Origin of the sequence: Streptomyces sp. NPDC005899 (genome assembly GCF_040629645.1) — a bacterium.
In the GTDB taxonomy this organism is placed as follows: Bacteria; Actinomycetota; Actinomycetes; order Streptomycetales; family Streptomycetaceae; genus Streptomyces.
The window spans coordinates 1-12,652 of record NZ_JBEXWB010000174.1 but is presented as its reverse complement, the minus strand read 5'-3'; the positions used below and the strand labels follow the sequence as shown (position 1 = coordinate 12,652).

Annotated in this window: 15 protein-coding genes and 1 tRNA gene; 13 read left to right on the top strand and 3 right to left on the bottom strand. The window is 71.3% G+C overall.

All coding sequences use genetic code 11. The features are described 5' to 3' along the window. Nucleotides 1–143: 143 nt before the first annotated feature. From ABZ371_RS19680 to ABZ371_RS19660, 5 genes are all read left to right on the top strand, one after another. Nucleotides 144–311, top strand: a complete 168-nt coding sequence (locus ABZ371_RS19680) for a gas vesicle protein (protein WP_307128778.1) — start codon at nt 144–146, stop codon at nt 309–311. 41 nt (nt 312–352) lie between these two features. Further along, on the top strand, nt 353–754 hold the full coding sequence (locus tag ABZ371_RS19675; RefSeq protein WP_358681086.1) for a gas vesicle protein K: 402 nt from the start codon (nt 353–355) through the stop codon (nt 752–754). A gap of 160 nt (nt 755–914) precedes the next feature. Then, the gene (locus tag ABZ371_RS19670) at nt 915–1,376 is read left to right on the top strand and encodes a hypothetical protein (protein ID WP_358681083.1); all 462 of its coding nucleotides are present in this window, start codon (nt 915–917) and stop codon (nt 1,374–1,376) included. A 160-nt stretch (nt 1,377–1,536) separates the two neighbouring features. After that, complete coding sequence (locus ABZ371_RS19665; RefSeq protein WP_358681080.1) at nt 1,537–2,865, top strand: APC family permease; 1,329 nt, start codon at nt 1,537–1,539, stop codon at nt 2,863–2,865. Nucleotides 2,866–3,048: 183 nt separating this feature from the next. Beyond that, on the top strand, nt 3,049–3,270 hold the full coding sequence (locus tag ABZ371_RS19660; protein ID WP_358681077.1) for a DUF6480 family protein: 222 nt from the start codon (nt 3,049–3,051) through the stop codon (nt 3,268–3,270). A 122-nt stretch (nt 3,271–3,392) separates the two neighbouring features. On the opposite strand, the gene ABZ371_RS19655 is transcribed toward ABZ371_RS19660, so the two are convergent. Further along, a complete protein-coding gene (locus ABZ371_RS19655; RefSeq protein WP_358681075.1) occupies nt 3,393–3,587 on the bottom strand; it encodes a DUF2795 domain-containing protein in 195 nt (64 codons plus the stop codon). 559 nt (nt 3,588–4,146) lie between these two features. On the opposite strand from ABZ371_RS19655, the gene ABZ371_RS19650 reads away from it, so the two are divergent. The 6 genes from ABZ371_RS19650 to ABZ371_RS19625 all read left to right on the top strand — a co-directional run bounded on the left by ABZ371_RS19650 (nt 4,147) and on the right by ABZ371_RS19625 (nt 8,483). After that, nucleotides 4,147–6,087 (top strand): ATP-binding protein, encoded by a 1,941-nt coding sequence (locus tag ABZ371_RS19650; RefSeq protein WP_358681072.1) that lies wholly within the window; start codon nt 4,147–4,149, stop codon nt 6,085–6,087. A 120-nt stretch (nt 6,088–6,207) separates the two neighbouring features. Then, a complete protein-coding gene (locus ABZ371_RS19645; protein ID WP_358681069.1) occupies nt 6,208–6,642 on the top strand; it encodes a roadblock/LC7 domain-containing protein in 435 nt (144 codons plus the stop codon). Nucleotides 6,643–6,644: 2 nt separating this feature from the next. Next, complete coding sequence (locus tag ABZ371_RS19640) at nt 6,645–7,016, top strand: DUF742 domain-containing protein (RefSeq protein WP_358681067.1); 372 nt, start codon at nt 6,645–6,647, stop codon at nt 7,014–7,016. Further along, a complete protein-coding gene (locus ABZ371_RS19635; RefSeq protein WP_358681064.1) occupies nt 6,994–7,605 on the top strand; it encodes an ATP/GTP-binding protein in 612 nt (203 codons plus the stop codon). The genes ABZ371_RS19640 and ABZ371_RS19635 overlap by 23 nt, the downstream gene beginning before the upstream one ends. A 230-nt stretch (nt 7,606–7,835) precedes the next feature. Then, nucleotides 7,836–7,909 (top strand) — tRNA-Pro (locus ABZ371_RS19630). Nucleotides 7,910–8,222: 313 nt separating this feature from the next. Further along, nucleotides 8,223–8,483 (top strand): hypothetical protein, encoded by a 261-nt coding sequence (locus ABZ371_RS19625; protein ID WP_358681062.1) that lies wholly within the window; start codon nt 8,223–8,225, stop codon nt 8,481–8,483. Between the two features lie 87 nt (nt 8,484–8,570). On the opposite strand, the gene ABZ371_RS19620 is transcribed toward ABZ371_RS19625, so the two are convergent. Beyond that, nucleotides 8,571–9,380, bottom strand: coding sequence for an SAM-dependent methyltransferase (locus ABZ371_RS19620; RefSeq protein ID WP_358681059.1), 810 nt, complete (start codon nt 9,378–9,380; stop codon nt 8,571–8,573). A 534-nt stretch (nt 9,381–9,914) separates the two neighbouring features. Between ABZ371_RS19620 and ABZ371_RS19615 the strand changes: the two genes are divergently transcribed. Continuing rightward, nucleotides 9,915–10,505: a sigma-70 family RNA polymerase sigma factor gene (locus ABZ371_RS19615; RefSeq protein ID WP_358681056.1), complete on the top strand. Its 591-nt coding sequence runs from the start codon at nt 9,915–9,917 to the stop codon at nt 10,503–10,505. Continuing rightward, nucleotides 10,502–11,218: a glycoprotein gene (locus ABZ371_RS19610; protein WP_358681054.1), complete on the top strand. Its 717-nt coding sequence runs from the start codon at nt 10,502–10,504 to the stop codon at nt 11,216–11,218. Before ABZ371_RS19615 ends, ABZ371_RS19610 begins: the two co-directional genes overlap by 4 nt. Before the next feature lie 399 nt (nt 11,219–11,617). Here ABZ371_RS19610 and ABZ371_RS19605 read toward each other — a convergent pair whose 3' ends face one another. Beyond that, nucleotides 11,618–12,520 (bottom strand): DUF2510 domain-containing protein, encoded by a 903-nt coding sequence (locus tag ABZ371_RS19605; protein WP_358681051.1) that lies wholly within the window; start codon nt 12,518–12,520, stop codon nt 11,618–11,620. Nucleotides 12,521–12,652 lie beyond the last annotated feature (132 nt).

Sequence of the window (12,652 nt, the reverse complement as noted above, 5' to 3'; positions counted from 1 at the left end):
GCCCGGGCGCCCCCCCCCTCCCCGCCCCCGCCCCCCGCCGCCGGGGCCCCCCGCTAACCGGCTCTCACCCGGGGGCCCCCGGCACCGGTCTCCCCGAGAGCGGTGCCGGGCACACCGGCGCCCCGGACGACACCGTCGAGTCCCTGGCGGGGCGCCAGGTCGCGTTGATCGACCTGCTCGACCGGCTGCTGAACGGCGGCGCCGTCCTCACCGGCGACCTGGTGCTGTCCGTCGCCGACGTCGACCTGGTCCACATCAACCTGCGGGCCGTCATCCGGTCGATCACCTCGGACGAGCCGGCCCCCTGGTGAGGCCCGTGTCCGCGGCGACCGTACGAACGAGGAGATCTTTCATGAAGGACGCGGACGCCCCCGGCCCCCGGGGCGCCGATCTGCACGAGGTCGCAGAGGCCGCGGCCCGGGCTTTCGACCTCGTCCCGGCGGGACCCGACGAGCCGAAACCACGTGGCGGCGTCGCCCAGCGGCTCGAAACGGACCCGGACACGGTGGAGCGCGACCTGATGAAGCTCGTGCTGACCATCATCGAACTGCTGCGCCAGCTCATGGAGCGCACCGCGCTGCACAGGGTCGACCAGGGTGATCTGCGCGAGGACCAGGAAGAGCGCATCGGAATGACCCTGATGATTCTGCAGGACCGTATGACGGAACTCTGCGAGCGTTACGGTCTGACCATGGAGGACCTGAATCTGGACCTGGGCCCGCTGGGGTCCCTGCTTCCCCGGGACGGTGCTTAGGACGTCCGGCGGAAAGGCCGGGAACGGCGGTCCGGAACAGCCGCAGGGAAAAGGGGCTGCCCTGGGGAGCGGCCGTCCTGGAGCGGCCGTCCTGGGAAGCCGAACGCCCCGGATGTAATTCCCTCTGTTTCAGGCGGGATCGAGGGGCAACACGCATACCATGACTGCAGAGAACGAAGAGACGAAGAACGTGAACGGTGCGACGGCGAAGGCCGGTGCCACGACCAAGGCAGCTGCTGCCAAGGGTCGGGACACCGCCTCTTCCGCCGGGAACCGCGCCAAGGCGGACTCGGCGGTCGCAGCCTCGAAGGCCGCCTCGTCGGCCGACGAGGCAGGGAAGGCAGCCCGGTCCGCACAGGCCGGTGTCCGGTCGGCGGGTGAGGCGACGAAGCGCGCCGCGGCCGCCGGGTGGGACACGAGCCGCCAGACCGTCGCGTCCACGGCGGGCAAGGTGGCCTCGACCGCCACCACGGCGTGGACCGTGGTCAAGCACCGCAAGGCGATAGCGGCCGGTGCCGCCGCCGGTGCCGTCGGTCTGGTCGGAGGCGCCTTCGCCCTGGGCCGCCAGACCGCCAAGGTCCACGGCGGGCCGATCACCCGGCTCACCGGCGGACGGATCTGACCCCGCCACAACGGAGCACGACATCGATGGAGGGCCGGCAGCGGACTGCCGGCCCTCCATCAGGCGTGTGGGACGCCCGGTATGCGCCCACGAGACGGGTGTGAGCCACATAGCAGCACGAAGGGGCATGATTTCCATGATTCGGGGGACTGGAGGCGACATGTCGACAGCCAACGACCAGTCGCTGACGGCCGGGTCCCGCCCGGCTCTCAAGCCGGCCCTCACGACCCCGCTGCTCTACTTCTTCATCCTGGGCGACGTCCTGGGCGCAGGCGTGTACGTCCTGGTGGGCCAGGTCGCCGCCGACTCCGGCGGAGCCGTCTGGGTGCCGCTCGTGGTGGCCCTCCTGCTGGCCATGCTCACCGCCGCCTCCTACGCAGAGCTGGCCACGAAGTATCCGAGGGCCGGGGGAGCCTCGCACTACGCCACCCGGGCGTTCGGCCCCTTCACGGGGTTCGTCGCCGGGTTCTGCATGCTCGCGGCGGGTGTGGTCTCGGTCGCCGCCCTCGCCCGCGGTTTCGGCGGCGACTACCTGTCGGACTTCGTGACGCTGCCCGTCGGCCTGGTCGCGGTGCTCTTCCTGGCTCTCATGGCGCTCATCAACGCCCGGGGCATCAAGGAGTCGACGCGTGCCAACGTGGCCGCCACGCTCATCGAGGTCGGGGGTCTGGTCGTCATCGTCGTCCTGGGCGCGTGGCTGCTGCTGCGCGGCGACGGGGACCCCGGGCGCCTCGTCCAGCTCGGCACGGCGGAGAAGGGCGCCGCCACGGCGGTCCTCAGCGGCTCCGTACTGGCGTACTACTCGTTCGTCGGCTTCGAGACCTCGGTGAACGTCGCCGAGGAGACGCGTGATCCGCGTCGCTCCTACCCGCGCGCCCTCTTCGGCGCGCTCGCCACCGCGGGCGCCGTGTACGTGCTCGTGGGCATCGCGGCCTCCGCCGCCGTCCCGACCGGCCGGCTCGCCGAGTCGAGCGGGCCGCTGCTGGAGGTCGTCAAGGCCGCCGGCGGGGTTCCGACCTGGTTGTTCAGCGCCGTGGCACTCGTCGCCGTGGCCAACGGCGCCCTGCTCACCGGCATCATGTCCTCCCGACTCACCTACGGCATGGCCCGGGACGGGCTCCTCCCCTCCGGCCTGGCCAAGGTGCTGCCCGGGCGACGCACGCCGTGGGCGGCGATCGTGGCCACCACCGTCCCGGCGATGGTCCTGGCCCTCACGGGCAGTGTCGCCACCCTGGCGTCCACCCTCGTCCTGCTGCTCCTCGTGGTGTTCCTCATCGTGAACACCGCGGTCCTCGTCCTGCGCCGGGACCCGGGCGAGGAGGGCCACTTCCGGGTGCCCACCGTCGTCCCCGTGCTGGGCGCGGCCTCCTGCGTGCTGCTCGCCACGCAGATCGAGGCGGAGGTGTGGCTGCGCGGCCTGCTGGTGCTCGCCGTCGGCGTGGTCCTGGCGACGGTCGCGGCGGCGCGGCGGGGCAGGGATCCGCGCTGATCCCCGGAGCGCCTGTCCGGGGCCTCGGACCCGGTCCGTCACCGGGTGAACGGACGAGCGAGGGACCCGGTCCATCGACGAGCGAACGGACGAACGGGTGTACGACCTGTACGGCCCGGCCGGTGCGGCCCGAGATCGTTCGTGAGGCGGTTGAACGGCTGTTTTCCGGGAACCCGGTGCCGCATGAGCGCACCGAACCCTGACCCCGACCCGGACAGCACCCCCGGCCTGGAGCCCGGCGGGGGAGTGCCCCCGGGCGAGACGCCCCCGGCCGAAGGCAGTACGTCCGAGGCCGGGCCGCGGCACAGCGCGCCGAAGGGCTGGGCCACCGGCCCGCTCGTGGCCATCATGGTCTGCGTCGTCCTCGTGGCGGCGTTCTTCCTGGTCTACGCGATCCTCCTCTGAGCCCTTCTCTCCTCCGGAATCCCGCTCCGAAACTCCGGAACCCGGCTCCGGACCCGGCGCGCGGATGGGCGCCCCCGCTCCAGGGCGGGAGCGCCCACCGGACCGATCGTGTCCCGGAGCGGTCAGCTGTCGCTGAACACGGCCTTCTGCACGTCGTTCGGTCCGTCGAAGCGGTCCCTGTCGAGGTGGGACAGCTTGTCGACGAAGTCGTTGTCGGCGCCGTTGTCCCGGGCCACCGACACCAGGTCGTCGCGGGCGGCTGGGTACTCGGCTCCCTTGAGCGCCTTCTGCAGCTCGATGGGGTTCGTCTCGGCCATGGTGGAACTCCTTCTCCTCGTCGGGCCTGGTCGGGGGATGTCACGCGGAGGGGCCGCCGTCCCGGCGGTGGTGGTACCCGTCCCGGTGCTCTCGCCCGTCCGGCGGAGCCACCGTCCGGAACGCCGCACGGCACGCCCTCCGGGTACCCGCCCGGCGCGCGGTAAACGGCTGATAGTGCCCTATGTCTCAAATGCCGTCCCGTGCGGGTCTGCCATGACATCGGGCCTCAGGGTGGGCCCGTCCGGCCCCCTTGACGTGGGGCGGCCCGGAGCTGCGTGACTCGCAGCCGTGCTCGAGATGGGCACGCCTGTTCCCGCCCGGCCTCTTGTGTGCAATCGGTTGTCCGTGCGAGGCCTCATACCAGAGCGGGACGCCTGCCGGGCAAGTTCGACAAGTGCGCATCGGGTGCCCGTGATTCGCGACTACCGTGTGTGGCCGGTGATCCACGGTGGGCTCCTGTCGGTCGAGTCCGCCGAGCCGTCGACCCTGCCTGACCGGCCACCGTAGGTGTCACCACTCGCATGCCGATTCCTGGTGCCCCACGTACCGAGGACGATGATGTCTCAACTGCGCGCACCCACCGCGCGACCGGAACGCCGCGAAGGCGGGCGGCACGGCCGTCCGGGCGGCCGCTCGCACTCGGCCGCAGGCCGGCCGCGCACCGCGCCGTCCGCCCACGACGCCCGCGTGCGCCCCCAGGTCCTGCGCACTGCCCTGCTGCCGACCGTGGCCGCGGTGCTGAGCGGGGCCGCGGCCGTCATGTTCACCGTGCGGTCCTCGGGCGTCCGGCCGTCCGGCAGCCTCCTGGCCGCCCTCGGCGGCTCCGGGGCGCTCGCCGTCGCCGCCGTGGCCGCCGCCTTCCTCGGGGCCAACCGGGTCGCGGCGGGGGTGGTCGACCGCTGTCTCGCCCTGCGGCGCACCAGTGCCCACCACGCAGCGGAGCTGCAACGGGTCGTGGAGCTCCTCCGTGACGGCGAACCCGCGCCGCCCCTCGGGGCAAGGCCTCCCGCCGCCCCGGACGCCGACGCCTTCGACGTGCTCGGCCAGGACCTGGACCGGGCGCACGACGGAGCGGTCGCCGCCGTCGTCGAGGCGTCCCAGCTGTTCAGGAGCGCGGGGAACGAACAGAAGGTCGAGGTCTTCGTCAACCTGGCCCGGCGGCTGCAGTCCCTCGTGCACCGGGAGATCCAGATCCTCGACGAACTGGAGCACGAGGTCGAGGACCCCGATCTCCTCAAGGGGCTCTTCCACGTCGACCACCTGGCCACCCGCATCCGCCGGCACGCCGAAAACCTGGCGGTGCTCGGCGGTGCGGTCTCCAGGCGGCAGTGGAGCAATCCGGTCACCCTCACGGAGGTGCTGCGCTCGGCGATCGCGGAGGTCGAACAGTATCCGCGGGTCGTCCTCGTGCCGCCGATCGACGGCACGCTGCGCGGGCACGCGGTCGCCGACGTGATCCACCTGCTGGCCGAGCTCGTCGAGAACGCCACCGTGTTCTCCGCCCCGCACACCCAGGTCCTGCTGCGGGCCCAGACCGTGACGGCCGGGCTCGCCCTCGAGGTCGAGGACCGAGGGCTCGGAATGCCCGGTCCCGAGCAGAAGCGGATGAACGCCCTGCTCTCCGACCCCGACCGGATCAACGTGGCCCACCTCCTGCAGGACGGCCGGATCGGGCTGTTCGTCGTCGCCTCGCTGGCCCGCAGGCACGGCATCGCGGTACGGCTCCAGAGCAACATCTACGGCGGCACCCAGGCGGTCCTCGTGCTGCCCCAGATCCTCCTGGGCATCGACACGGAGGCGGACGGGGCACCCGCCACGGCGCCCGTACGGGGAACACCCGCCCCGGCGCCCGCACCGGGAACACCCGCCACGCCGCCCGTACCGCGGTCCGGGACCGGTCATCCTCCGGCCGTCCACCGGGACGCCCCGCGGCCCGTCCGGGACGCCCTCCGGCACGACCGGCCGCAGGAGTCGGTCCCGCGCCCGGCGGCGGGGCCGCCCCCGCCGCTGCGCGCCGAGCGGGTCGACGGCCCGAACCCGGCAGCCGGCCCACCGCCGTACAGGCCGGCCCAGGGCGCACGGGTGGCGACCGCCGACGAGGAGCCCCGGGCGGAGCCGGGCACCGCCCCCGCCCGCCCGCAGCTTCCCCGGCGCAGCAACCAGGAGCACCTGGTCCCCCAGCTCCGGAAGGCCCCCGTGCCGCGGGTCCAGGACGGGGACGAACTGCACGACCCCGGTCTGATGGCCGCCTTCCGGCGGGGTGTCGACCTCGCCGAGGCCCAGGCGACCGAGGAACCGGAACCGGCCCCCACCGTCCCGGCCTCCGGCCTCCCGCGCCCCGCACCGCCGGGCGCCCTGACGGGTACGGCGACGGGTGAGGGACCCGTCGTGTCCGTCGGGCCGCAGCGGAAGCACGGCCTCGCCCCCCTGCCGGTCCGCGGCCCCGCCGAGCCGCGGCCGTCCGGTCCGGACCGGGCCCACGGCCCGGGCGAGCCCTGACGCCGGACCACCGGCCGTGGACCGGGACGGGCGCCGGCGACCGACGGGCCGGACCGGCCCCCGCCCGGCGCCCGAACCGACGTCGTGAATTCCTCACACCCCCGAAGGAGTAGATGCACCATGACGAGCGACATGCCGTCCGGTAAGGTCTCGGACCTCGACTGGCTGCTGAGCGGGCTGGTACAGCGCGTGCCGTACACGCGCAGTGCGGTCCTGCTCTCGGCAGACGGCCTGGTGAAATCCGTGCACGGCATGGACGCCGACAGCGCCGACCACATGGCGGCCCTGGCCGCCGGCCTGTACTCGCTGGGCCGCAGTGCCGGTGCCCGCTTCGGCGACAACGGCGGTGTGCGGCAGGTCGTCGTCGAGCTCGACGCGACGCTCCTGTTCGTCTCGACCGCCGGATCGGGAACCTGTCTGGCCGTCCTCGCCGGCCGTGAGGCGGACGCCGCCGTACTGGGCTACGAGATGGCCATGCTGGTCAAGAGCGTCCGCCCGTACCTGATGACGCCGCTCCGGCAGACGGCCGGAGCGCCGTTCACCCCGGGGCTGTGAGGATGCCGGCCCCGCAGGACGGGCCGTTGCTCGACGACGCGGCAGGCCGGCTCATCCGCCCGTACACGGTGAGCAACGGCCGTACGAGGCCGACGACCGTGCTCGACCTGCTCTCCCTGGTCATGGCCACGGGGAATGAGCCCAGGGCCCACCTAGGGCCCGAACACACGGTGGCCCTAGGGTTGTGCGACGGTCCCACGTCCGTCGCGGAGATCGCGGCCCACCTCGGACTGCCGGCCGTCGTCACCAAGGTCGTCCTGTCCGACCTGGTCGACTGCGGTGCCGTCACCGCGCACGCCCCCGCCTTCCACGACATGCCCACCGACCGATCCCTGCTGGAGGCAGTGCTCGATGGTCTACGACGACAGCTCTGACAGCACCGCGAACACCGAGTTCTTCCCCGTGGCCCTGAAGGTCCTGGTGGCGGGAGGCTTCGGCGTCGGGAAAACGACGTTCGTGGGGGCCGTCAGCGAGATCGCTCCGCTCAGCACCGAGGAGCTCCTGACGCAGGTGAGCGCGGAGACCGACAGCCTCGAGGGCATCGAGTCCAAGACGGCCACCACGGTGGCCATGGACTTCGGCCGGATCACGCTGTCGGAGCAGCATGTGCTCTACCTCTTCGGCACTCCCGGCCAGGAGCGCTTCTGGTTCATGTGGGACGAGCTCTCCAAGGGCGCCCTGGGCGCCGTCGTGCTCGCCGACACGCGGCGGCTGGCGGAGTGCTTCCCGGCCGTCGACTTCTTCGAGCGCCGCGGTATCGGCTTCGTCGTCGCGGTCAACGAGTTCGACGGCGCCTACCGCTACGAGCCGGACGAGGTCCGAACCGCCCTCGACCTCACGCCCGAGGTGCCGGTCGTGCTGTGCGACGCACGGATCGCCAGCTCCGGCACCGGGGCGCTGGTCACCCTCGTCCAGCACCTCATCAACGCCACGGCACCCCTCTCCGGCTCCGGAGCCCGGTGATCCCGTACGGGTCCGGCGCCCCGCGCCGGGCGGGTGGCTGAAGCGGGCGTTGCCCTTCTGCCTCCGGGCGGCGGTGCCGGCGGCGGCCGCCGGTCCGAGCAGGCCACGGGCGGCGCGGGGTGCCCGGTCCCGCCGGTGATCCGTGACAAACGGGTTCGTGACCACCCGCCCGAGTGCGGTATTGTTCTCATGCACGTTCGGGCCGGGGAAACCCCAGGTCAGGCGGGCAACGGGACGTGGCGCAGCTTGGTAGCGCACTTGACTGGGGGTCAAGGGGTCGCAGGTTCAAATCCTGTCGTCCCGACTGGAGACAGTCGCAGGTCAGGGCCGATTTCGGAGAAATCCGAAACCGGCCCTTGATCGTTTTCGGGGACCGGTCGGGGACCAGCGTCCTTGACCGGGTCGGCGGGTCCTCACGATGGGGCTCGGTAGCGAGTGTGGTGCGTGCAGCGCGCTGAAGTGGGGCCGGGAGCGCGCCACCCCGACAGTCGCGATCTCGTGGAAGTCCGGGTGCGGGTAGCGCTGGGCGGCCCGGTGAACCGAGGCCGGCGATCCCGCGAGGACTGCGCCTGGATCCCGGCGCCGGCGTACCAGGTCAGTCCGGTGCGACGGAGGCCATGGCGGCGCAGTTGCTCGTGGCCGAGCTCGGTTGCCACGTCGTCCCAGTGGGTCGTGTCGCGCATGACGGCGGTGGAGATACGCCCACCTCGCGGGCCGGTGAAGAGGCAGGCGTCGGGATCGGAGCCGACGGACGGGATGCGCTGGGCGACGAGGGGCCGGCTTTCCTCGACGAGAAGAACCTTGCAAGCCCATCGCCCTTGGCGCCCATCAGCCACGTGAAGATCGTTCCCCACCCATGGACCCGGGAAAGCCCCTGAATCAGCCGCCGAACCGGCGATCCCCCGCCATGCCGCGTCTTCGATGCCGGTGGGACGTGTGCGCCCGCTTCTCACCGGCTTCGACGGTCAGGGTTTCCGGGCGATGCCGGCATAGCAGGCGGCTTCGACGTCGGTGACGTTCTCGGACTGATCGGCGGGGTCGGGCCGCCACCGGTGGGAGGGGACGACCTCGGGGGCGAGGAGGTCCCAGCCGGTGAAGAAGCGGGAGATCTCGTCGTGGGTGCGGGCCTGGCCGGGAGTTCCGGCGGCCCGGTAGGCCGCGGTGAGGCGGGCGATGCCCTCGGGGTCGAAATCGGGGGTGACGTGGCTGATGGTCAGAGTGCTGCCGGAGACCAGCGTCGTCTTGAGCTGCTCGACGATGCCGTGGGCGTCGTGTTGGGCGTCGGTGACGAAGTGGAGCAAGGCGTTGAGGCTCAGGGCGATGGGTCTACCGAAATCCAGCTGTTCGTGCAGCGCCTCCTGCGTGAGGAGCGCGGCGGTGTCGGTGACGTCGGCCTGGAAGTAGGCGGTACGGCCCTCAGGGCTGCCTCGCAGGAGGGCGCGGGCGTGGGCCAGGACGATGGGGTCGTTGTCGGTGTAGACGACGCGAGCGCTGGGATTGACGCTCTGGGCGACCTCGTGGAGGTTCGGGGAGGTGGGGATGCCGGTGCCGATGTCCAGGAACTGATCGATCCCCATCAGGGCGAGATGGCGGGTGGAGCGATGCATGAACCGCCGGTTGATCCGGGCGGTGGCGAGGATGGACGGGAAGGCCGCCATGGCCCGGCCCGCAGCTTCGCGGTCGGCGGGGAAGTTCGTCACACCACCGAGGTAATAGTCGTACATGCGAGCCGAATGCGCCCGGTCCAGTTCCAGGTCCACCGTGCTGTCGTCCATGTCGCCCCCGATTCCGAGTTGGTGATGTCGTCCGACGGCGGACGCGCGCCAGGAAGCGCCACCCCCCGCCACCCCGTTGACTGCCCATCACCTCAGGAGGGCAACCGTAGGAGCCCGGCCGTCCCGAACGCGGAGAGACAGGCGGACGAAAGGGGAATGTGGGGGCGAACCCCCATCAGCCATCCGTGTGGTCAGTAATATTATTACTGTCTGCAAAATAGTCGGAGGCCGCGTTGCACGGGAGGGCCGTTCTTCGGGTTGGCTGACAAGTGGGAGAGCACATCTTCCACACCGACCCCGTCCCGACGTGGAGCGAGGCGGTGCTCAGCCACCTAGGAAGCCCGTGGACATCGATCTGGAAACTCTGGTGGTCTGGGGAACTGCCGCCCGGATCTTCGCTCCTGACCTTCGTACGGCTGCCCGCTGTGTGCTGGCCGCAGCCGTGCGTTCCGGAGCGAACCACCTGTACCGCCAGCACCCCACCCGCGTCGCTTCTCCGGCGCAGGACCCGCTCACTCACGTGGGTGAGCACCGGTGAATCCGTCATCCCGCAGGACGGCGAACCGTCAGGATGTCGCATTACCCCTCGTGCGGCCCGGGCGGCTGGCGTTGACGTTCGGAGCCTTCCACGAATACCACCGGAAACTGTGGATGCGCTTCGCCCACACCCAGGTCGGTAGCAGAAGGGACGCCGAGACGGTGGTCGATGCTGCGTGCGTCCGTCTCAAAAGGGACTGGACGCACGTGCTCAGGCAGGAGTCGGTCCCCAACTACGCCTGGTCCGTGCTCAAGGAGGAGGTGCACCGGTGGCTGGAGGAGCGGAACCTGGAACCTCGGCTGGTGGGCACCGCTGCTTTCGCCCAGGCGATCCAGAAACTCATGCTGTACGAGCTGCGCGACGAATTCGCCGTCCTGTCCCAGGAGATCGGTCTTTACGCGGCGATCTCCAATCTGTCCGAACGCCGCTACGACGTCATCGTGCTGCGCTTCATCCTCGGCATGGAGGAAGAGGAAGTGGCCGAATACCTCGGGATCGACACCGCGACGGTCCGCTCCCACATCCGTCACGCCCGGCGAAACATCGCCAAGGCGCTCCACATGCCCTACGAGGAGACGGGAAGATGACAGCCCCCCTCACCGATGAGCCCGAGCCGATCGACCTCGCGCTCAGCGATGCTGAAATCCTGACCGATACCTACGACGACTACGACACCGATGTGGCCCTCCAGCGAGTGACCGCTCTGGCGAGCCGCACGACCGTCGGAGAAACGGTCACCCCCGCGCTGCCGATGCGCTACCACACGACGCGCGAGCAGGCAGCACACGATCTCGACCTGGCCGTCGCACTCATCGTCGACTCACCTCGCGCGCACGTCAGCCTCGCGGGCCTCATCGACCATGACCGCATCGAGCCGGAAGGCGCGCTGGTTTTCGCAGCCCTGCTGCACCTGGCCGGACACCGGGAACAGGCACAGTTCTGGTTCGAGTTCGCTGCCGGTGCCGGTACCCGGACCGCGGCCTTCTGTCTCTTTCTCATTCATCAGCAACGGGCCGAGTACCGCGACGCGAAACACTGGAGAGCCCAAGGGAGACAACTTCCGCCCCCGCGGAGACCCGTGGCGTGTACAGCGGCAAGACGCCCCCTGCTGGCGCAAGAGGTTCGAGACGATCTGATCAGCCGATGCCAACAAGGGCGGAAGCTGGCCCTACCACCTCGGCTCGCCGCCCTCATCCACAGCCTGCCCGTGGACGGCGTCGATGCGGACTTCGGCGAGATCCCCCGCCCTGACGACACCCTCACCAGCAACCTGTCCCAAACCGTCCGCCGCAGACCGTAGTCCTCGGGTCGGGCTTCGTACTCCCTCCGGCAGGTTCGTCGGCGAGCGTTCGTCGGGCTTGTCGCCCGATGGTGTCTACGCCGGATCGACCAGTTCAGCAGTCCGGTCAGCGGTGGCGTATCCGGCAGGGACGCGGCATCCGTCGGCGGTACGGGCTTCCGAGCCGACCCCGGTACGGGCCCTGTCGGTACGCATGATCCGCGAGTGGGACGCAGGGCGACCGTGCGCTCGTCGACGAGTGCGCCGACAAGGGGCCCGGCGGCCCGACGAAGGAGCGCGGGCCGCCGGGCCCGGGGGCGTGACGGAACGGACCGGTACGAGCCCGGCGAAGGCAGGCCGCGGCCGGGGCGGGGGCCACAACTGACCGCCCGCCCGGCCTCGGGGCCCCGGGGCGGGCGATCAGGCGGTCTGCCCGGATCCGCTTCCCGCCGCCGCCTTGATGCCCTCGGTGATGTCGTCCAGGACGGTGAGCTTCGGGGCCTGGGCGCTGATGTCGAATCCGGAGCGGACGACGACCAGCATGCCCTTGATGTTCGGGGAGGGGAACGCGAGCGACTCCACGTACCCGTCGTCGCCGGTCTTCGTCACCACCTTCCAGCGCACGACGTAGCCCTTCTGCCCGGCCACCGTGACGGCCTCGGACCTGAGCTCCTCGTGGGAGGTGATCCCGCCGTAGATCTTCTCGCCGTACGACTCCTCGGCGTTGGTCTTGATGTCCGCCTCGGCCGCGGCCTTCGCCGTGGTCTCCGAGAGTTCCAGTGCCTGGGCCGGGGCGGAGAACACGCCGCCGCGCACGCACTTCTGGTCCTCGTCCCCGGGACAGGCGTACTCGCCGGTCGTCACACCGGCCCCCACCGGTCCCGACTGCCCGCTCCAGCCGTCGGGCACGGGAATGCTGATGCCGCTGGCCAGGTCGGTGGCGTACCCCTTCTCCGTCTGCGGCATCTGCTGACCGGGGCCCTGGCCGCCGCCCCCGTCCTCGCCGTCACCGCCGCCGTCACGTCCACCGCCGCCGGGCTCGCCCTGGCGGCCGGGGCTCTGCGAGGGGGCGGTGACGGCCGGACGGTCGTCCTGTCCGCCGGAGTCGTCACCGAGCATGTACGCGCCGCCTCCGACAGCCGCGAGTACGACGACGCCGGCGGCGATGCCGGCGCCGATGCGTATCCGGCGGCGCCTGACCGTCGCGGGCGGTATGCGCAGGTGATCGGTCCACCGGCTCCCGTCCCACCAGCGTTCCTGTACGGGGCCGATTCCTGAATACCCGGGGTCTGTGTGCCAACCGGGCGGGCTCGTCTGGGTCACGACAGCACAGTAGGCGCACTCGGTGAGAATCGTATGAATCACCGAGTCGCGAAAGGTGCCGAGCACGCACGTCCGGACAGGCCCACCGGCACGCCGTCGACCGCCGCACGCCGTCGACCGCCGCCCTGCGGC